We start from the raw sequence: 20,688 nt of genomic DNA, 5'->3' as shown, positions 1-20,688 counted from the left end.
ACCAGGTGTTATTTCCTGAAATTCTTATGATTATGTTTTCGTTTATAATGAGTTTGTTTCAGGTGTTTTTTGTCTTCAGAAATCATACTAATTGTACCGTCAATTTCAAGCATGCAAAGTTTGACGTCTGTAAAGTGTTCTAAGCCATGTTCTCGCATTGCTTCTTTTAATTCATCGTTGGAAATATCTAATTTACTTAAAGTTTTTAAATCAAGTTTTCCATTATGAATCAATATTTCAGGCTTATCTAGCAGCAAATCGTTAATAAGCTTGTATTTGTGCGTTAATTTTTTAATTATGAAGTTAATTATAAACAATGCCAAAGCAGCCACCAAACCTCCCCAAAGACTGGTGTCAGAACCAACCATTGCATTTTGAACGGAATTACTAATCAGTAAAATAAGGATAATGTCAGCAGTGTTTAATTGAGATAGCTCTTTTTTGCCGAATATTCGTATAGCGATTGTTATAAAGAAATAAACTGCAGCACTTCTTAAAATAATATCTAAATAAGGAAAAAGCATATTTTTTATTTTAATGTTAATAAAAAAGCTTTGTCAAAGTTTCATTCTTGACAAAGCTGATAAAGATCTATGCTGGAAATTAAGTTAATGTTTTTAAATTAATTTAAAATTCTTTTCAATTGCTTTGATCATTTCTCCGGCAACATCTTTATTAGTTGCACCTTCAATTCCTTCAAGGCCTGGAGAGGAATTCACTTCAAGTAACAAAGGCCCTTTAGATGAACGGATAATATCAACGCCAGCCACTTTTAAATCCATTGCTTTTGCTGCTTTAATGGCAATCTTTTTTTCTTCGGAAGTTACTTTTATTACAGATGCAGTTCCGCCAAGGTGAATATTAGCTCTAAATTCCCCTGGCATTGCTTCACGCTGGATAGCAGCAACCACCTTACCATCGATGACAAAACAGCGAATGTCTTTTCCGTTAGCTTCTTTAATAAATTCCTGTACTAAAATATTTGCGTTTAGACTCTTAAATGCATTGATAACACTTTCTGCTGCTTTTTTAGTTTCAGCCAGAACAACCCCTTTTCCCTGAGTTCCTTCTAGTAATTTTACAATTAAAGGAGATCCTCCAACCATTTTTATTAAATTATCAGTGTCTAAGGGAGAATTTGCAAAGCCAGTTGTTGGAATATCAATACCGCTATTTAAAAGCAGTTGCAGTGAGTATAATTTATCTCGTGACTGTGTTATGGCTGTAGCTGAATTTAGAACAAATACTTTTAAGGCTTCGAATTGGCGGGTTAAAGCACATCCATAAAAAGTAATACTTGGTCGTATTCTTGGAATAATTGCGTCAAACTGGTTTAGTATTTTTCCGCCACGATAGTGTATTTCGGGAGTTTTAGCGTCCAGTTTCATGTAGCATTCTTTAATGTTTAAAAAATGCATTTCATGACCGCGCATTTCTCCGGCTTCCATTATTCTTTTATTGCTGTATAATTCGGGATTGCTGGCTAAAAGCCCAATTCGTAAACCGGAACTCGCTTTTTCAGAATTTTGGTAAAGTTCTTTTAGTGTTTCAGTAGAAGGCTGTCCTAACATGTATTTTTCTTCAGGATCTACTAATACGCGTCCGCTCATTGCTTCACGACCTAAAAGCATTCGGAAACCCATAGAATCCCTGTTTGTCAATGTCATTTCAATTGGCCATTTGATTTCGCCTAACTTAATGCTTGTCTGGATTACATATCGATGTTCCCTGAAACCGCTTGAACTTTTTACAATTCTTTTATCAATCAAAGGAGCTTCGCAATGAATTACAGTTTTTATGTTATTCTGAATTGGATTAATGTCGAATTTTACCCAATTGGCATCATTTTTTATAAAGGGAGCTATGTTTATGGCATGCATTGCCGAAGTTTTTGCACCTGAATCCACACGAGCCTTTATTGTAGGGATTCCCAGTTCAGGAAATGCGCACCATTCTTCACTGCCTAAAATGACTTTGTTTTGAAGCATATATTGTTTTTTATTGTAGATATTTAATAACCAAAAATAGCTATTTGCTTTTATTAAAGATAGTGATTTATCAAAAAAAAATACCCGTTATGTTATGAAAACGTAACGGGTGTGTTATTTGTGTTATAAATTTGAACTAATTTATTGATTGGTCGGCTCTTCTGCTTTATGTATTTCTACAGAAAGTTCTTCGGAATTATCTTTTAAATCCATTACAATTTCATCACCTGAATGTATTTTTGAAGTGATGATTTCTTCGGCTAACAAATCTTCAACATATTTTTGGATAGCTCTTTTGAGAGGTCTGGCTCCAAATTGTCTGTCAAAACCTTTTTCTGCAATAAATCCTTTTGCTTTATCGGTAAGGCTTAAATTGTAGCCTAATTCCGCAATACGGCTGTAAAGTTTTTTAAGTTCAATTTCTATAATCAAATCAATATCAGCTTTTTCTAATGCATTAAACACAATTACATCATCTATTCGGTTTAAGAATTCAGGAGCAAAGGTTTTTTTCAATGCATTTTCAATAATGCTTTTTGAATTTTCATCAGCCTGAGCCACTTTAGCAGCGGTTCCAAATCCTACGCCTTGTCCAAAATCTTTTAACTGACGAGCACCAACATTCGAAGTCATGATAATGATTGTGTTTTTAAAATCGATTTTACGGCCTAAACTGTCCGTCAGATAACCATCATCTAAAACCTGAAGCATCATATTGAATACATCGGGATGTGCTTTTTCAATCTCATCTAAAAGTACTACACAATAAGGTTTTCTGCGAACTTTTTCAGTTAACTGTCCACCTTCTTCATAACCAACATATCCCGGAGGTGCTCCAACTAAACGCGAGATAGCAAATTTCTCCATGTATTCGCTCATGTCGATACGAACCAAGGCATCTTCAGAATCGAATAATTCTTTTGCTAAAACTTTTGCCAATTGTGTTTTACCAACTCCGGTCTGACCTAAGAAAATGAACGAGCCAATTGGTTTGTTCGGATCTTTAAGTCCGGCTCTGTTACGCTGAATAGAACGTGCAATCTTTAAAACAGCATCGTTTTGTCCGATTACTTTATTTTGAATCAATTCTGGTAGCTTAGCCAGTTTGTTACTTTCTGTCTGTGCAATTCTGTTTACAGGAATTCCGGTCATCATAGAAACAACATCAGCTACATTATCTTCAGTAACTTCAATTCGGTTGCTTTTAGAATCTTCTTCCCATTGTTCCTGAGCAAGTGCTAAATCTTTCTCGATACGTTTCTCATCATCGCGAAGTTTGGCAGCTTCTTCATATTTTTGTTTTTTAACAACCATGTTTTTATTTTCGCGAATTTCTTCTAACTGACGCTCTAAATCCAAAATTTGTTTTGGAACGTCAATATTAGTGATATGTACACGAGATCCGGCCTCATCCAGAGCATCGATAGCTTTGTCTGGTAAAAAACGCTCAGACATATATCTGTTTGTTAATTTTACACAGGCTTCAATTGCTTCTGGCGTGTATATTACATTATGGTGATCTTCGTATTTGTCTTTTACGTTGTTCAAAATAGCAATTGTTTCTTCAACAGAAGTTGGTTCTACAATAACCTTTTGGAAACGTCTTTCAAGAGCACCATCTTTCTCAATATATTGTCTGTACTCATCAAGAGTAGTAGCGCCAATACATTGTATTTCGCCTCTTGCCAATGCAGGCTTAAACATGTTTGAAGCATCAAGAGAACCTGTTGCTCCGCCAGCACCTACAATAGTGTGTATTTCATCAATAAAAAGAATGATATCGTCGTTTTTTTCAAGCTCGTTCATTACGGCTTTCATTCTTTCTTCAAATTGTCCTCTGTATTTTGTTCCGGCTACTAAACTGGCCAAATCAAGAGTAACCACACGTTTGTGAAAAAGAATACGGGATACTTTCTTTTGGATAATTCGTAAGGCTAGTCCTTCTGCAATGGCAGATTTACCAACTCCTGGCTCTCCAATAAGAAGTGGGTTGTTCTTTTTTCTTCGGCTTAGGATTTGAGAAACACGCTCAATTTCTTTTTCGCGTCCTACAACAGGATCAAGTTTTCCTTCTTCAGCCATCTCTGTTAAATCTCTCCCAAAATTATCTAATACTGGAGTTTTCGATTTTTTGTTTGACTTATTGGCTGGATTATTAAAACTACTTTCTTTTAAACTGTCATCTTGTCCTGAATCATCGTTATATGATTCGTTTTTTGGCAAGTTTTCTAAGAATTCTTCTTCGTTTGGCGTCATATTTAAGTATTGTTCTTTAGCTATATCATAATCTATTTTGAGTTTATTCAATAGCTTGGTTGTTGGATCGTTTTCGTTTCGCAAGATGCATAAAAGCAGGTGTGCCGTACTGATTGACGAACTTTGAAATACTTTAGCTTCAAGAAAAGTAGTCTTCAGTGCCCTTTCGGCCTGTCGGGTAAGATGAAGGTTTTTCTTTTCGGTGTTTATTTCAACGCTGTGGTTGGCCGGACTTAGTATTTCTACCTTCCTGCGTAAATGATCTAAATCGACTGCCAGGTTATTAAGTATATGAATAGCTTTTCCGTTACCATCTCTTAAAATGCCCAGCATTAGATGTTCAGTACCAATAAAGTCGTGCCCTAAGCGAAGAGCTTCCTCTTTACTGTATGTAATAACATCTTTTACTCTTGGTGAAAAATTATCATCCATAATATATAATTGGTATTGTAAATTTAATGAATTAGTGATTGAAAAACAAAAACCATACCTTTCAGAAACACCTGTCAGCTAATTGACAAAAAAAAAAGTAATAAAACAGTTAAAAAAGGCTTAATTTATTAACTAAAAGGTAAAAAAAAGTTGTTAATAAATCATTGAAATATCTGTAAGGAAATAGCTGAAAAAAATTCAAAAAAACGTATCTTGGCACGCTTTGAAAATTAATATAATTATTTAATATAACAATTTATGTCTGAAGGAGAAAAGTTAATTCCTATTAACATCGAAGAAGAAATGAAATCAGCTTACATCGATTATTCGATGTCAGTAATCGTATCAAGAGCACTTCCGGATGTTAGAGATGGCTTGAAACCGGTACATCGAAGAGTTCTTTACGGAATGTATGACTTAGGAGTAACATCAAGGTCAGCCCACAAAAAATCTGCTAGAATAGTAGGAGAGGTTTTGGGTAAGTATCATCCTCATGGTGATACATCTGTTTATGATGCCATGGTGCGTATGGCTCAGGAATGGAGTATGCGTTATCTTTTAGTTGATGGTCAGGGTAATTTTGGTTCTGTAGATGGGGATAGCCCTGCAGCAATGCGTTACACCGAGGCCAGAATGAAAAGGATTTCAGAAGAAATTATGGCAGATATCGAAAAAGAAACTGTTGATTTTCAATTGAACTTTGACGATACATTATATGAGCCAAAAGTAATGCCTACCAGAGTCCCTACCTTATTAGTTAACGGAGCAACAGGTATTGCGGTTGGTATGGCAACCAATATGCCTCCACACAATTTAACAGAAGTTATCAATGGTACTTTAGCATACCTTGATAATAATGACATTGAAGTAGACGAATTAATGACACATATTAAAGCTCCGGATTTTCCAACCGGAGGTATTATATATGGTTATGAAGGCGTTCGTGAAGCATTTAAAACAGGAAGAGGTCGTATTGTTATGCGTGCTAAAGTTGGTTTTGAAGAAGTTGATGGAAGAGAATCAATTATTGTTACTGAGATTCCGTATCAAGTTAATAAAGCTGATATGATTAAACGTACAGCAGACCTGGTTAACGAAAAGAAAATTGAAGGTATTGCTAATATTCGTGATGAATCTGACAGAAATGGTATGCGTATCGTTTATATTCTAAAACGAGATGCAACTCCAAATGTAGTTTTAAATACCTTATATAAATTTACACAGCTACAGTCTTCTTTCAGTGTTAATAATATTGCATTAGTTAAAGGACGTCCTCAAATGCTGAATCTGAAAGACATGATTCATTATTTTATTGAGCACCGACATGATGTTGTAGTCAGAAGAACGCAGTTTGAATTACGTAAAGCTGAAGAAAGAGCCCATATTTTAGAAGGATTAATTATTGCATCAGATAACATTGATGAAGTAATTGCAATTATCAGAGGTTCTAAAAACACAGAAGAAGCCCGTGAGAAATTAATCGAAAGATTTAATTTATCAGATATACAGGCGCGTGCTATTGTTGAAATGCGTTTGCGTCAGTTAACAGGACTGGAACAAGATAAATTAAGGGCTGAGTTCGAAGAGTTGATGAAATTAATTGAACATTTAAAAGCGCTACTAGCTGATGTAAATTTGAGAACCAACTTAATTAAGGAAGAACTTGTTGAAATACGTGATAAATATGGTGATGAGCGTCGTTCCCAAATTGAATATTCTGGAGGAGATGTAAGTATTGAAGATTTAATTGCTGATGAAAATGTAGTAATTACAATTTCGCATGCAGGTTATATCAAACGTACAAACTTAACAGAGTATAAAACTCAGAATAGAGGAGGGGTTGGTCAAAAAAGCGCAGGAACAAGAGATCAGGATTTTCTTGAGCATATGTTCGTAGCGACAAACCATCAATATATGATGTTCTTTACGCAAAAAGGGAAATGTTTCTGGATGCGTGTTTATGAAATTCCTGAAGGAAGTAAAACAGCAAAAGGAAGGGCAATTCAGAACCTTGTGAACATTGAAAGTGATGATAAAGTTAAAGCTTTTATTTGTACACAAGACTTAAAAGATAAAGATTATATTAATAGTCATAATCTGGTTATGGTTACCAAGCAAGGCCAGGTTAAGAAAACTTCTTTAGAGAAGTATTCTAAGCCAAGGGTTAATGGTGTTGCAGCTATTACTATTAAAGATGGTGATGAGTTAATGGGCGCAAAGTTAACAAATGGAGAAAGCCAAATTATATTAGCTGTAAAATCTGGTAAACTCGTTCGTTTTGAAGAAACAAAAACCCGCCCAATGGGAAGAACAGCTTCCGGAGTTCGAGGTATTACTTTAAAAGATGATACTGACGAAGTTATTGGTATGGTTACTGTAGATAAAAATGATATTAACGATTCACAAATTCTGGTTGTAACTGAAAATGGTTATGGTAAACGAACTAAATTAGTTGATGACGATGGTGAAGATGTTTATAGAATTACCAACCGTGGAGGTAAAGGGGTTAAAACTCTTAATATTACTGAAAAAACCGGAAAATTAATCTCGATTAATGCTGTAACTGATTCTGATGATTTGATGATTATAAATAAATCCGGACTGACAATCAGAATGGCGATTGAAGATTTACGTGTTATGGGACGTGCTACCCAGGGTGTAAGATTAATTAACCTGAAAGGAAAAGATTCTATTGCTGCAGTAACAACAGTAATGAAAGATGAAGTGGAGAACGTTGTTGATGAAGACGGTAATGTTATAGATTCCGGAATTGAAAGGATAAAACCCGATTTAGAAGTCCTTGAAGATGATGGCATAGCCGATGATGATGAAGACGATGATTCTGAAGAAGAAGTTGAAGATGAGGATGATGCTGAAGAAGAGGAATCTGAAGAATAAAATGAACCACACAAATTAAAAATTAATACAAATTGAATATTATGATTATGAAAAGTAAATATGTAATACTTGCATCAGCATTATTGGTTTCTGTAGCTACTTTTGCTCAGAAAGATCAGATAAAAAGTGCTGAAAAAGCATTAAAAGGCGGAGATGCACAAGGTGCAATTGCGCAATTAAAAGATGCTGAAAATCTTATTGTTAACGCAAAAGATACAGAGCAGGCGCAATATTATTTTATTCAGGGAAATGCTTACCTGGATCTGGCAAACAAAAAAGTAGAGGAAGGTAAAAATTTATCTCTTTCAGCGGAAAGCTATAAAAAATTAATTGAAATAGAGAAAACATCTGGGAAACAAAAATTTTCAACCCAGGCTGCCGCTTCAATTACCCAAATTAAAGGATTGTTAATTAATTCAGCTATTGCGGATACACAATCAAATAAAGCAGCAGAAGGAGCAAAAAAATTGTATGATGCTTACTCTTTGGATAAAAAAGACACTATCAATTTGTATTATGCTGCTTCTACATATGTAAACGCTCAGGATTACGATGCAGCTTTACCGATGTATGAAGAATTGAAAAAGTTAAATTACTCAGGAAAAGGAACCAGCTATACAGCTGTAAACAAAGCTTCTGGAAGTGAAGATGGTTTTAACAATGAAAAAGAAAGAGATTTAGCAGTAAAATTAGGAACCCATGAAAAGCCTAAAACAGAAGTTATTCCTTCTAAAAGAGGAGAAGTTTATAAAAATTATGCTTTAATTTTAGTTCAGAAAGGAAGAACAGAAGATGCTAAAAAGGCTTTGGCTGATGCAAGAAAGGCGAATCCGGAAGATTCTTCTTTAATTCTTTCTGAAGCGAATTTATATTTAGAAACTAAAGATTATGAAACTTATAAAAAGTTAGTTGGTGAAGCTTTACAAAAGGATCCAAATAATAAAGAGTTAATTTTTAACCTTGGTGTATTAAGTGCAAATGCTAAAAACGCTGTAGATGCTGAGAAGTACTATTTAAAGGTAATTGAAATAGATCCGAATTATGCAAATGCTTATCTTAATCTTGCAGCTTTAAAATTAGAGGCAGAAAAACCAATCATCGATGAGATGAATAAATTGGGTACCTCAGATAAAGATATGAAACGTTATGATGTATTGAAAAAACAAAGAGAAAATGTTTTTAAAAGTGTGATTCCATATCTTAAAAAAGCAAATGAATTAGATCCAAAGAACGAAGATGTTTCTAAAACATTATTGGGGGTGTACAAAGCTCTCGAAATGACTGCTGAGGCTAAAGCGTTAAAAGCAACCATGTAATAGTTTAAAGCAAATAAAAATGTAAAACCGCCTAAATCAATATATTTAGGTGGTTTTTTTGTTTACTGAATGATTAAATTTTAAAAAAGATTATAATATTAACAGGCGAATTGATATCCACATTTCTGAGAAAATGGAAATGCTTTTTTCTGTTAAATTATCCAGATTTGATTCTGCTTATTTATGATTGGTTTTAAAATTGAGTAAAAATGTAGTTGTTTTATAAAACAGGTAGTAATGTTTACCTTTTTTTGCAAAAGCTGTTGTAATTGCTGTGATTTATTTACAGCGTTGTTTTGAAGGGTTTTACTAACGCTTTATCCAAAAAAAAGAGAGCACCAAAATTTGATACCCTCTTTGCTAAAATTAAGATAATCTTTTATCTCCTTCCGTGACCATGGTCATCATGTCTGTCGTCTCTGTAATCTCTATCATCTCTATCATGATGTTTGTTATAGTGTTTATAATCTTTATGGTGATCACGACGACGGTCATTATATGCATATCTAGGTCGAGGTTCGTAACATCTTTGAGGTGCACCGTGGTATCCTTTATAATATTTTACTTTATGTCTGTCAAAATATTTATAAGGAGTTCTTCCGTGATAGTCATTTAAGACTACTTTATAACCTCCATATAAGTCGTAATTTCTGTAAGGCCTTGGTAAATAAGAAGTTCTAATCCATCTTCCTCCACCGAAATAGATAAATTGTGAAGCTCGTACATCATAATAAGCTTCAATATCCGGAAGATAATAATATTCTACTTCTGAATATCCAACTGGTCCCCAGGCAGGAGGTGTTCCTATATTTACATTTACAGATACCTGAGCTTGTGTCGAATTTGCAACGATTAAAAATAATCCAACGATTGCTATTTTGATTGTTTTCATTTTAATACTTTTTTAATGTTAATCTATATGAGGATATCCATATATTGTGCCAAAATATATTATCAAAGTATATCTTTAATGTAAAAAACAATCAAAAAAAATAATAATTAAACTTTATGTCTCTGTTTATTAAGGTTTTAAGTATGGGTAAAAAAATAAAAAAAAAAGCTTATTTATATTCGACAATTTTGGGTTTCCCTAATTCAAAAGACTGAAGTCCGATGTCTTGAGTTTCGAATGTATTGGTTTTAAAGATGTTTTCGCCCTGAAAAGGGATGGTGGGATAATATGAAATTGAAAGTTGAAATGCACTAAAAACAAGATAATCATTACTTATTAAAACTCCGACACCAATTTTTGAAAAATACTTATTTTGTAGCAATCCTGAAGAACTGTTTCCTAATACTGCAATAGAATAATTGAGATAAGGATTCAGCCTAAAGCCTAAAATTTCTTTAGGAGCATATGTTTGAGTTTGTAATGTCAAAACCATTTTACTTTTTCCGTAATATGCTGCATTAAAGCCGGCAAGACCAAAATTTTCGTTTATCGTAAGCTGATCTCCTACAGAGTTGGCTCTGTTGATTCCTATAATGATTTCTGGCTTAATGAATTGTCTTAACTTCCAGTCTCCTAAAGCTAATAGACTGGTAAAATAATTTGCTTTTAACGAAATGGAAGTCTGATAAGTCTTGGATTGATTAAAAAAAGTGCCAATCTCAAAGTTGGTACTCAAAAATCCCCATTTATAATAATCCCCAAAAGAAGCCTGGGCACCTAAATAGGGACGCCATATTTTATTTTTATACTGATAACCAAATGTAATACCATATATTCTTCCAATTGGAACGTCTTCGATAAAACCATTTCTAAAAATATAATTGTCTTTCACGAATTCCCGTGTATTTATTCCGAAACCCATTAAAACTTGTTTTTCGTCAGAAAAAAAATTTATGGTATCAAATGCAATACTAGGTTTTTCAGTATAATCGAGGTTTAAAAACCGTCCTGAAACAATCAAATTAGTAGTTCTTTCTTTTTTGGGATTCATCCCCGTTATGTTAATGGCTTTACCAGCCCAAAAATCATGTGAATTATATTTAAATGGCTGGTATTCATATTTTAATGTTGCATCCTGTAATGTGTCTCGCCGATATTGCTGTTCCATCATAATACCACCAGCCCATTTGGCCAAAGGGGAGTAAAAGGGTCTTTCGAAAGCAATACTTTTGATATAGTTGTCATCTAAATCATTGTAATATTTAAATTTTGTAGTAACAAAAGTGTTTTTTATGTTCGGTATGGTGTATAAGGCATTATGACCGTTATGCCCATCCTCAAATCTGTTAGAAAATTTATATTCTAGCTGCTGGCCAGTACCAATAAAGTTACGATCATTAAATCCAATACCAATCTTAGAACTTGATATTGAGAATTTTGGAATTAAACTCCAGGAATCCAGAACTCGAACAGTAATATCAATAGAATCATTTGTTGGAGAAACCAATTCTTCAGTTATATTAACTTTACTTACGAATTTTTGTGATCTTATAATACGTTCAGTTTCTTTTATTTTATAAGTATCATAAACAGTGTTTTTTCTAAAAAGTAATAAATTCTGAATTGCAAATCTTTTCGTCTTGAGGTGTAATTTATTTCCTGTTCTTTCTCCCCAATTTTTAGGAACCATAGTAGAATCAGTATCAGATTGCCCAAACGGATCTAAGGTTATAATTCTGATGTTGCGAATAATTTTTCCATCTGCATTAGGCAAGTGTTCCTTTTCTAATAATGTTTTATTCTTTTTTTTTATTTTAGCTGGCTTGAAAATTATTTTTCTTAAGAAATTAGTAAACTTACTTTTTTCAGAAAGTTTTTTAATTTTATGATATTTTTCCAGGCTATCTTTTTTAGTCTGTTGTTCTTGTGAAAAGGTGCTTTGGGAAAAATTCCAAAGAAAAATTAAAAAGAAGAATATTTTTACATACCTGTAAGACATGCTAATAAATTTAGCGTAAATTATTGATTTTTTATGATTTTAATTGAACTGAGAAAAAAATATTTAGTTTTCAGTTTTTGATTTTTTAATACGCCAGGTAAATTTTTTGGGCATATGGTTACCCATAAGATAACCCCAAGGTTCTAAAGATTCGATTCTGTCAAAAATAATTTTTAAAATAGCCAGTAATGGTATTGCTAAAAACATACCTGAGATTCCAGCAACACCACCTCCGATGGTAATTCCTATTATCGAAACAAGAGCGTTTATTTCGACTTTTGAATTGATGATTAAAGGCACCAGTATATTATTATCAATAAGCTGAACAACTATATTTACTATAAGGATACCTATAATCATGGATATTTCAGGCGTTCCTGAGAGAGAAGATAAGATGGTTAAAATACCTGCAATCATAATTCCGATGTATGGAATTAAATTTAAGATTCCAGTCATAAGTCCAAGTAAAATAAAATATTTAGCTCCTATAATCCATAGTCCTAAACCTGTCAAAATAGAGACCACAAACATTTCGAATATAAGTCCCAAGATGTAATTGTTTATCGAAATTTTTATTTGAGTAATAATTTGCTGCAATTTTGCATGGTCTTCTTTATCAAATAATTTTGCTAAAAAAAGAATAAAATGAGTTTTATACAGTAGGAATAAAAATGTAAAAACAATGACAAGCATGCAATTAAACAATACTTCACTTACTGATCCGATCGCCATTCCTAAAGTTCCTGAACCATTTTGTACAGTATTGCTGGTTACTTTTTCAATATATTTTTTTTGTTCCCAGATACTGATTTGAAATTGTTCGCGAATGTAAGACTGCACATTATTGAAAAATGATATTGCATTCTTCTTAATGATATCAAAATCATTTGCAATATCGGTTACCTGATAAGAAATGAAAGCTAGAATTGCAGCGATGCAAATTACAAAAATCAGTACAGAGACAAAAGAAGCAATATAAATAGGGAAACGTAATTTGAAATGTAAGAAAGAATGTATCGGTAGTAGTAGAACTGTAAACATAAATGCCAGCATCACCGGAGTTATGATGTTGCTTCCGATATAGGTTATGGCTCCCAGACAGATTAAACTTAACAATATAAATGTAAGTTTTGCATAAAAGGGTAATTGTAAAGGTTGGTTCATTTTTTGGTTTTTTTAAACTGAAGTTAAGCTCAACAAATTTTAAACTTTATTTATTTTAAATTGTTTTAGCTTTTAAATTTTAGTTTATAAAATTCCCATCAAAAGATTTAGTCGAAAAATTCTTTATCCTCATATACAGGCGGCATAATCGAAATTCCTTTTTGCAATAACAGGTTATTTGGGTAGATAATTCTTTCTCCTTCCTTAGTTTTTAAATTGACATGAAAAGCATTAATGTCCTCTATTTCTGCTTCAATAGGAAAATCTTTATCGTGGATTTTTATGGTATCACCAATTCTGAAAGGAAATGAAAAAAATAAAATCATTCCGGATGTTATATTGCTTAAGATAGACCATTGAGCAAACATAGCAACACCAATTACAGTAGCAATTGAAGAAATAGTTATAAAAATATCTTTCGTCTCAACCCCCCAAATAACAATCAAGCCTATTGTTACCAAAATATTCATTAAAATATGAATGTATTTAATGACCAGATTAGTGCGGTGTTCTAATAAGTGACTAGTACTGGCATATCTGCGTACCAATTGTGCAATGATAACCCGAAGAGCAGCTAGGGCTAATAGGAGAATTATTGTGGTCAGGATTTCTTTGCTATATTCTTTAAATGAAAACATAAATTAAATTTTACTCTAAAATACTTAAATATTCGTAAACTTTTGCAGTTGGAAGTCCCATAACATTGGTATATGAGCCTTCAACTTTTGCTACGGCCATAAAACCAAACCACTCCTGTATGCCATAAGCTCCTGCTTTATCGTATGGTTTGTAGTTTTCAATATAATATAAAATAGCTTCGTCTGTTAAATTATTGAAAGTCACTTTGGTGATATCGTGTAGCAGGCTAGAGGAAGAATTGGTTTTAAAACAAACAGAAGTTATTACCTCATGAGTTTTTCCCGACATCGATTTTATCATTTCAAAAGCTTCTTTAGCATTTTTAGGTTTTCCTAATGCAATGTTTTCATGCCATACGATCGTATCACTCGTAATTAAGATCTCATTTTCTTTTAATTCTCCGTCAAAAGCATTTGCTTTTAGTGATGCTAAAAAGTCTGTAATTTCAACTGACTTCAATTCAGGAGGATATGTTTCTTCAGTATCTTTTAATCTGATTTCGAAGTCCAAATCCAGGTCTTTAAAAAATTGCTGTCTTCTGGGTGAACCTGATGCGAGGATTAACTTGTATTTTTTTAGTTTTTCTTTAAGCATTATACTGAATGTTTAAGGTAATAACTACAATTGATAAAATTCCAAAAAGTAAAATTAGTTTGAGGACAGTGCTTAAATGATTGAACTCTTTTTTTGACTTAGCACTGAATATTTTGATGATGAAATAAAGAAGTGGTGCCAAAACAAAGACAAATGCATATAAAGTAGCTATAAAGAGACCGTTTTCTATAAAATAATTTTTAATATAAAGCAGTAATAAAATAAAAGGTATGACTGCAAGCACAGAAGCAATTTTAGTAGTTCGATTAATGCCAATTGCAATAGGAAGTGTATTCATTCCCTGATTATAATCTCCGTTTACATCTTCTATGTCTTTGATTATTTCCCTGATAAAATTAATCATAAAGGCAAATAGGGCATAATCCGTTAAGATAGAAAACAAACTGGTCATTTGTGCTTTGTTTTCTGCTATTGTTGCCGGAAAAATATCAAAAACCCCAATGATAATTACACTCATTGCTAATAAAAAAGCCACAACAAGGTTTCCTAAAATCATAATTTGTTTTAAGGTTGTGGAGTAAAAATATAGCATCGAAGCAATTAATATAAAGATAGTTGCAAATCCGGGTCTCTGTATTACATTCGATAAATAAAAACCAATTCCAACACCAGTAATATTAAGGGCTATATAAATATTATAACCCAAAGATTCTGATACACTTTTTCCGATAATTACATCTTGAGGCTTGTTTATCTGATCACTTTCAGTATCAAAAATGTTGTTAATTACATAGCCGGCTGCAGCAATTAAAACGGTACTTAAAACCAATAGACCATATTGCCAGTCTGACAAGGCTAAAGGAATATTTTGACCTTTTAAAAAAGCATAACGAAATAAAACCTGCATAAAAGCAAGCATTAACAGATTTTGATAACGAATAAGTTTGAGGTATTTCATTTTGATTTGAAGGTTTGGATTAACAATTAATAATTAAAAGCTGATAATTATTTAGTCGTGTTTTCCATTAAAATATTCCATCCATTTTCCCTGCACTTTCATGACTTGTTCGATAACATCACGTACAGCGCCTCTTCCGCCTTTAACATGCGAAACGTAACGACAGATATTCTTAATTTCAGGGCTTGCATCTTGCGGACAGGTTGGTAAACCTACTAATTTCATAACATGAAAATCAGGAATATCATCGCCCATGTATAACACATTTTCTGGTTTTATGTTATTTGTTTCAGTATACTGTTTAAAAGTTTCTACTTTATCCGGAGTTCCTAAATGTATGTCTGAAATCCCTAAATTACGCAATCTTATACGAACACCTTCATTGCTTCCGCCTGAAATAATGCATACGTTAAAACCACTTTCTACAGCAGCTTTCATTGCGTAACCATCGCGGATATTCATAGTGCGAAGCATTTCGCCTTCATTGGTTACAAAAACGGAACTGTCTGTAAGTACGCCATCAACATCAAAAACAAACGTTGTGATGTCATTCATTATTTCTTTAAAGTGTTTTGCCATTATGTTGTATAGATTGTGTTAAGAGTTTATAGATATTTCTTTGGTTTTCATCAGTCAGATAATTAAGATGCTCCTCAATAGTAGTAGAATCATGGCGTTTCGCCGGCCCTGTCTGTGCATCAGCAGGGCTAAGGACTTTTATTTTATCTGCAGTTTCGAGAATCAGCGGTTTTAAAATTTCAAAAGGAATTTGATGTTCTTCACAAATTTTCTGCCCAATCTGATATAGGTGATTGGTAAAGTTGTTCACGAAAACAGCCGAAATATGGATTGCTTTTCTTTGCTCTGAACTGATTGAATAAACGGCTTTAGAAATACTTTTTGCAACGCTCTCTAAAATAGTGTAGTCTTCCGGATTTTGTGCTTCCAGACAGATCGGAATTATCGAAAAATCTACAGACTTTGCTTTAGAAAATGTTTGTAAAGGGTAAAAAACACCTTTTCTGTTTTTTGAGTCTAAAACATCAATCGAAGTAGTGCCAGATGTATGAACAACTAATTGATTTTTAAAAGCAAGCTGCTTTGAAACCTCTGAAATAGCATTGTCAGAAACAGAAATGATATACAAATCAGATTCTTTCAGATCGGCTAATTTTGTAATAATCCGATCAGCATTTACTAAGTTCAGCACTGATTCTTTTTTCCTGGAAAAGACTTGTAGAATTTCAGTCTGTTCACTTTTAGTGAAAGCTTTTATCAAATGTTGTGCAACATTTCCTGAACCGATTATTGTTATTTTAATCATGTCGCAAAATTAGCATTTTTTTAAAGATATTAAAGTGTCAAAGTTTTGAATTGTACTTCGAAAATTTCAAGCCGGACAATATCGTAAGCCTTTAAAATTGAATTGTAATACAAAACCTGTTTAATTAGAAATGCTTTACTTTCAGAGTACTCTTTTTGGTTTTAATTAACAAATGTCAAATAATAGAACTCAACATTTTTAAGTACTTTTGTGCCACTTTTATACACTGTAATTCCTTAAAAATGGATAAAAAAATATTCTCTTTTTTGTTTTCTACAAGATTAATGGCCGTTCTTTTTTTAACATTTGCAATCGCAATGGGTGTTGGAACTTTTATCGAAAGTAAATACAATACAGATACCGCCAGAATTTTAATTTACAATACATGGTGGTTCGAGGCTATAATGGTGTTTTTCATGATAAATTTCTTTGGAAACATAAAACGTTATCAGTTATTGAAAAAAGAAAAATGGGCAACTTTATTACTTCACGTTGCTTTTATTTTTATTCTTTTAGGAGCATTTATTACACGTTATATCAGTTATGAAGGAGTAATGCCAATTCGTGAAGGTGCTGCAGAAAACCAAATTCTTTCAGAAAAAACATTTTTAACCGTTTTTGCAGATGGAGAATATAAGGGAGAAATGAAGCGTAGAACTTTTGAAAAAGGCCTCTTGTTTTCGCCAGTGACCAATAATGATTTTACCCTTTTCGGTAAATTTGATGAAACACCTTTTGAAGTTAGTTATGTGAATTACATTATGGGGGCAAAAGAAACCATAAAACCGGATCCAAAAGGAAATTTATACATTAAGCTAGTGGAAGCCGGAGCCGGTGGACGAGAAGAACATTTCTTAAAAGAAGGAGAAGTTCAAAACATCCATAATGTTTTATTTGCTTTGAATAAACCAACTGATGGTGCTATAAATATTAATACAACTGGAAAAGAATATACTATTCAGACTCCTTTCGAAGGTGAATTTATGAGAATGGCTGATAAATTTCAGGGAAAAGTAACTAAAGACAATGTACAGCCTTTAATGATGCGTTCTTTATACAGTATTGGTGATATCCGAATCGTATTTCCGGATCCTGCCGTAAGAGGTGTTGTAGATTATGAATCGAATAATGATTACAAAGCGAAGTCCCATAGAGATGCATTAATTGTAAAAGTTAAGGCAGATGGGCAGGAAAAAGAAGTACGCCTGTTAGGTTCTAAAGGAAGTATAGGAGAGCCTCAAACCGTTAAAATTGGAAAAATTGAATACAGTTTATTCTACGGAAGTAAAGCATACATTCTGCCTTTTAAAGTAAAACTAAACGATTTCATTGCTACTAAATATCCTGGAACAGAGAAAAGTTATTCCTCTTTTGAAAGTAAGGTTACCGTTCAGGATTCAACAGAAACTTTTGATGCCAGAATTTATATGAACCATGTTTTAGATTATAAAGGATACCGATTTTTCCAGTCTTCTTTTGATCCGGACGAAAAAGGAACAGTATTATCTGTAAATCATGATTTCTGGGGAACTTCAATTACGTATTTAGGATATTTTATGCTGTTTTTTGGCCTGATGGCTATTATGTTTACCAAGGGTTCCCGTTTTACAGATCTAAAACGTAAACTTGAGAAAGTAAAAGAGAAAAAAGCAAAATTGATTACAATTTTAGTTTTGATGCTAAGTTTTAACGGTTTTGCACAAGAGCCTCATGTACATACACCGGGAGACAATCATAATCACAACCATACGCACACTCATAACGAAGATCCAAACGATCACGCTAATCATGTCACTCGTCCGCCAAGTCAGAAGCAAATAGATTCATTACTAAATATTTATAAAGTTCCTGAAGCTCATGCAGCTAAATTCGGCCGTTTGATTATTCAGGATGCAGGAGGAAGAATGAAGCCTATTAATACTTTCTCTTCTGAATTATTACGAAAAGTAAGCCACAGCGATACATACAACGGAATGAATTCTGATCAGGTATTCTTGTCAATGACACAATATGGTCAGGTTTGGATTCAGGTTCCAATTATCCATCTGAGAGCTGGGAATGATAGTATCAGAAAGATTATTGGTGTAGATAAAGAGGTAAAAAATGCACCGTTTGTAAAGTTTTTTGATGAAAATGGTAATTACAAATTATCTCCTTATTTAGATGCGGCTTACAAAGCAGCAAACCCAAATCAGTTCGAAAAAGATTTTATTGAAACCGATAAAAAGGTCAACCTGATGGAATCTGCTTTAATGGGAAGTATTTTGAAAATATTCCCGATTCCAAATCATCCGGGTGATAAATGGATATCCTATATGGAATTAGATCATGCAGGTTTAAAAGGGATGGAGGCAACGTATACCAAGCAGATTCTGCCTCTTTATTTTAATGCTCTAAATAATGGTTCCATTTCAAAAGATTTTAAAACTGCCGATGATTTAGTCGAAAGCATCAATGGTTTCCAAAAGAAATTTGGAGCTAAAGTACGTCCGAGCGAAGAAAAAATTGATGCCGAAATTGCATACAATAAATACGATGTTTTCAAAAAACTACCGTTTTGGTATCTTGGAGCATCCATTTTGATGTTGATTTTTACGATTGTAAATATCTTTTTTGAGAAAAAATGGCTTCGTATTACCATAAATGGATTTCATATCATTATCGGAATTTTATTTGGATTGCATACTTTAGGGTTAATTGCCCGTTGGTATATTTCAGGACATGCCCCATGGAGTAATGCTTACGAATCAATTGTCTATGTAGCTTGGGCGACGATGTTCTTTGGATTGGCTTTTGACCTAAAAGTAAAAAATAAAAAGAAGCATCCTGCGATAGGATTTTCTTTAGTTGATATTTTATATAGTTTAGGTTATATTAAATTAAAAAGTTATTCTAAATTAACAGTAGCATCTTGTGCTTTTGTAACTGCTATGATTTTGTCTGCTGCTTATATGAACTGGATTGACCCTGAAATTGCTAATCTGCAACCGGTTCTTAACTCATACTGGTTAATGATTCACGTAGCGGTAATTGTAGCAAGTTATGGACCATTTGCACTCGGAATGATTTTAGGTTTTGTATCATTACTATTGATTTTCTTTACGAATGAAAAAAACAAAACCAAAATGGACTTGAATATTAAAGAAATTACATACATCAACGAAATGGCTTTGACCATTGGTTTGATTATGTTAACGATAGGGAACTTCCTTGGAGGACAATGGGCCAATGAAAGCTGGGGACGTTACTGGGGTTGGGACCCAAAAGAAACCTGGGCTTTAATCTCCATTATGGTATATGCTTTTATTATTCACGCCCGTTTTGTACCTGCATTACGCGGAAAATGGACATTCAATCTGATGAGTATGTTCGGTTTTATATCCATTTTGTTTACTTATTATGGCGTAAATTTCCATTTGGTAGGTTTGCACTCGTATGCTAGCGGTGAGGCAAAATCTCTCGATTGGATATATTATTCTCTGGCTGCTATTTCATTAATAGGAGCTATAACATATCCGAAGTACCGAAAATATTATAAAAAATAATAAAATTTAATCGATGTATAAAGGTTCAGCTATTACGGTTGAACCTTTTTTGTTTATAATAGCGAAGTTTATGAATTTGGAATTTTAGGAGCTATTTCCTGCTGTCCACTATATCTTTTGTGGCGAACCCCGCCACAAAAGGATGTCGTTCTCATCAGGGCTAATTCTTCAGTTTTCATAATAATCCTTGGTTAAATTTAAAAAAATGTTAGTTTGAGTTCATACGATTTACTAAGAGTTTTATCAAAAAGGTTAAAAATGATATTTAGGTATAAAAAAAGGACAGCACAAAACTATCCTTCTTAAAAACTATTAATAAATATCATTTATTTTTTTACGATTTCTTCTAAAACGGCTTTGTTTTCGTAATTGGTTACTTTAAGGATGATTTCCTGATTTTTTACCGTTTTTCCTTCAATAACATATAATTTTCCTTTTTTGTAAGGAACATTACTCTGATCAAAATCAACATCTCCAAATTGCAAGGTGTTTTTAATATCTGCTGTGTCAATCCATTTTTCGTTCAGAGTCTGAATAGCTTTCGGAGAATATTGAAAAGGTTTGGTTCTCAGATTATTTAAAACCCTGGCATTCGGAAAGTAATTACATCGGGTGTCTTTTCCACTAAAAACGAGGGCCACAAAAAAGCATCCCATAACTAAACCAACCAAATAATAAGCAAAACGGTGTACGAACTTCATGAATTAATTTTTTTGCAAAGG

Annotated in this window: 15 protein-coding genes; 3 read left to right on the top strand and 12 right to left on the bottom strand. The window is 33.1% G+C overall.

Annotated features, from left to right (window positions below):
* Positions 1-8: 8 nt before the first annotated feature.
* The 3 genes from ACNC7R_RS12560 to ACNC7R_RS12550 form a co-directional block, all read right to left on the bottom strand.
* Positions 9-524, bottom strand: a complete 516-nt coding sequence (locus ACNC7R_RS12560) for a DUF421 domain-containing protein (protein WP_417941425.1) — start codon at positions 522-524, stop codon at positions 9-11.
* Positions 525-617: 93 nt separating this feature from the next.
* A complete protein-coding gene (rimK, locus tag ACNC7R_RS12555) occupies positions 618-1,988 on the bottom strand; it encodes a 30S ribosomal protein S6--L-glutamate ligase (RefSeq protein ID WP_025572944.1) in 1,371 nt (456 codons plus the stop codon).
* A gap of 141 nt (positions 1,989-2,129) precedes the next feature.
* Positions 2,130-4,676: an ATP-dependent Clp protease ATP-binding subunit gene (locus ACNC7R_RS12550; protein WP_417941424.1), complete on the bottom strand. Its 2,547-nt coding sequence runs from the start codon at positions 4,674-4,676 to the stop codon at positions 2,130-2,132.
* A gap of 258 nt (positions 4,677-4,934) precedes the next feature.
* On the opposite strand from ACNC7R_RS12550, the gene gyrA reads away from it, so the two are divergent.
* Both gyrA and ACNC7R_RS12540 read left to right on the top strand, forming a co-directional pair.
* Complete coding sequence (gyrA, locus tag ACNC7R_RS12545; RefSeq protein WP_417941423.1) at positions 4,935-7,574, top strand: DNA gyrase subunit A; 2,640 nt, start codon at positions 4,935-4,937, stop codon at positions 7,572-7,574.
* Positions 7,575-7,621: 47 nt separating this feature from the next.
* The gene (locus tag ACNC7R_RS12540; RefSeq protein WP_417941422.1) at positions 7,622-8,890 is read left to right on the top strand and encodes a tetratricopeptide repeat protein; all 1,269 of its coding nucleotides are present in this window, start codon (positions 7,622-7,624) and stop codon (positions 8,888-8,890) included.
* Between the two features lie 379 nt (positions 8,891-9,269).
* Here the strand turns inward: ACNC7R_RS12540 and ACNC7R_RS12535 are convergent, their stop codons facing one another.
* The 8 genes from ACNC7R_RS12535 to ACNC7R_RS12500 all read right to left on the bottom strand — a co-directional run bounded on the left by ACNC7R_RS12535 (position 9,270) and on the right by ACNC7R_RS12500 (position 16,421).
* The gene (locus tag ACNC7R_RS12535) at positions 9,270-9,782 is read right to left on the bottom strand and encodes a hypothetical protein (protein ID WP_417941421.1); all 513 of its coding nucleotides are present in this window, start codon (positions 9,780-9,782) and stop codon (positions 9,270-9,272) included.
* A gap of 169 nt (positions 9,783-9,951) precedes the next feature.
* A complete protein-coding gene (locus ACNC7R_RS12530; protein WP_417941420.1) occupies positions 9,952-11,781 on the bottom strand; it encodes a hypothetical protein in 1,830 nt (609 codons plus the stop codon).
* Between the two features lie 63 nt (positions 11,782-11,844).
* Positions 11,845-12,945 carry an AI-2E family transporter gene (locus ACNC7R_RS12525; protein ID WP_417941419.1) on the bottom strand — a complete coding sequence of 367 codons (1,101 nt, stop codon included), beginning with the start codon at positions 12,943-12,945 and terminating at the stop codon, positions 11,845-11,847.
* A gap of 107 nt (positions 12,946-13,052) precedes the next feature.
* On the bottom strand, positions 13,053-13,583 hold the full coding sequence (locus tag ACNC7R_RS12520; protein WP_417941418.1) for a mechanosensitive ion channel domain-containing protein: 531 nt from the start codon (positions 13,581-13,583) through the stop codon (positions 13,053-13,055).
* 10 nt (positions 13,584-13,593) lie between these two features.
* On the bottom strand, positions 13,594-14,178 hold the full coding sequence (locus ACNC7R_RS12515; protein WP_417941417.1) for a Maf-like protein: 585 nt from the start codon (positions 14,176-14,178) through the stop codon (positions 13,594-13,596).
* The gene (locus ACNC7R_RS12510; RefSeq protein ID WP_417941416.1) at positions 14,171-15,097 is read right to left on the bottom strand and encodes a geranylgeranylglycerol-phosphate geranylgeranyltransferase; all 927 of its coding nucleotides are present in this window, start codon (positions 15,095-15,097) and stop codon (positions 14,171-14,173) included. The genes ACNC7R_RS12515 and ACNC7R_RS12510 overlap by 8 nt, the downstream gene beginning before the upstream one ends.
* A 51-nt stretch (positions 15,098-15,148) precedes the next feature.
* A complete protein-coding gene (locus ACNC7R_RS12505) occupies positions 15,149-15,676 on the bottom strand; it encodes a KdsC family phosphatase (protein ID WP_417941415.1) in 528 nt (175 codons plus the stop codon).
* Positions 15,660-16,421 carry a Rossmann-like and DUF2520 domain-containing protein gene (locus tag ACNC7R_RS12500; RefSeq protein WP_417941414.1) on the bottom strand — a complete coding sequence of 254 codons (762 nt, stop codon included), beginning with the start codon at positions 16,419-16,421 and terminating at the stop codon, positions 15,660-15,662. Before ACNC7R_RS12500 ends, ACNC7R_RS12505 begins: the two co-directional genes overlap by 17 nt.
* 242 nt (positions 16,422-16,663) lie before the next feature.
* Here ACNC7R_RS12500 and ccsA point away from each other — a divergent pair, with 242 nt between their 5' ends.
* A complete protein-coding gene (gene ccsA, locus ACNC7R_RS12495; protein WP_417941413.1) occupies positions 16,664-19,966 on the top strand; it encodes a cytochrome c biogenesis protein CcsA in 3,303 nt (1,100 codons plus the stop codon).
* 326 nt (positions 19,967-20,292) lie between these two features.
* Here the strand turns inward: ccsA and ACNC7R_RS12490 are convergent, their stop codons facing one another.
* Positions 20,293-20,667 carry a DUF4258 domain-containing protein gene (locus ACNC7R_RS12490; RefSeq protein ID WP_417941412.1) on the bottom strand — a complete coding sequence of 125 codons (375 nt, stop codon included), beginning with the start codon at positions 20,665-20,667 and terminating at the stop codon, positions 20,293-20,295.
* Between the last annotated feature and the right edge of the window lie 21 nt (positions 20,668-20,688).

This window comes from Flavobacterium adiutor, assembly GCF_048282555.1.
Taxonomy (GTDB): domain Bacteria; phylum Bacteroidota; class Bacteroidia; order Flavobacteriales; family Flavobacteriaceae; genus Flavobacterium.
This window is presented reverse-complemented; position numbering and strand designations above follow the sequence as displayed.

Bases quoted from the DNA above. Each gene is read 5' to 3' on its own strand.
- ACNC7R_RS12560 (WP_417941425.1), bottom strand. From the start codon at position 524: ATGCTTTTTCCTTATTTAGATATTATTTTAAGAAGTGCTGCAGTTTAT.
- rimK (WP_025572944.1), bottom strand. From the start codon at position 1,988: ATGCTTCAAAACAAAGTCATTTTAGGCAGTGAAGAATGGTGCGCATTT.
- ACNC7R_RS12550 (WP_417941424.1), bottom strand. From the start codon at position 4,676: ATGGATGATAATTTTTCACCAAGAGTAAAAGATGTTATTACATACAGT.
- gyrA (WP_417941423.1), top strand. From the start codon at position 4,935: ATGTCTGAAGGAGAAAAGTTAATTCCTATTAACATCGAAGAAGAAATG.
- ACNC7R_RS12540 (WP_417941422.1), top strand. From the start codon at position 7,622: ATGAAAAGTAAATATGTAATACTTGCATCAGCATTATTGGTTTCTGTA.
- ACNC7R_RS12535 (WP_417941421.1), bottom strand. From the start codon at position 9,782: ATGAAAACAATCAAAATAGCAATCGTTGGATTATTTTTAATCGTTGCA.
- ACNC7R_RS12530 (WP_417941420.1), bottom strand. From the start codon at position 11,781: ATGTCTTACAGGTATGTAAAAATATTCTTCTTTTTAATTTTTCTTTGG.
- ACNC7R_RS12525 (WP_417941419.1), bottom strand. From the start codon at position 12,945: ATGAACCAACCTTTACAATTACCCTTTTATGCAAAACTTACATTTATA.
- ACNC7R_RS12520 (WP_417941418.1), bottom strand. From the start codon at position 13,583: ATGTTTTCATTTAAAGAATATAGCAAAGAAATCCTGACCACAATAATT.
- ACNC7R_RS12515 (WP_417941417.1), bottom strand. From the start codon at position 14,178: ATGCTTAAAGAAAAACTAAAAAAATACAAGTTAATCCTCGCATCAGGT.
- ACNC7R_RS12510 (WP_417941416.1), bottom strand. From the start codon at position 15,097: ATGAAATACCTCAAACTTATTCGTTATCAAAATCTGTTAATGCTTGCT.
- ACNC7R_RS12505 (WP_417941415.1), bottom strand. From the start codon at position 15,676: ATGGCAAAACACTTTAAAGAAATAATGAATGACATCACAACGTTTGTT.
- ACNC7R_RS12500 (WP_417941414.1), bottom strand. From the start codon at position 16,421: ATGATTAAAATAACAATAATCGGTTCAGGAAATGTTGCACAACATTTG.
- ccsA (WP_417941413.1), top strand. From the start codon at position 16,664: ATGGATAAAAAAATATTCTCTTTTTTGTTTTCTACAAGATTAATGGCC.
- ACNC7R_RS12490 (WP_417941412.1), bottom strand. From the start codon at position 20,667: ATGAAGTTCGTACACCGTTTTGCTTATTATTTGGTTGGTTTAGTTATG.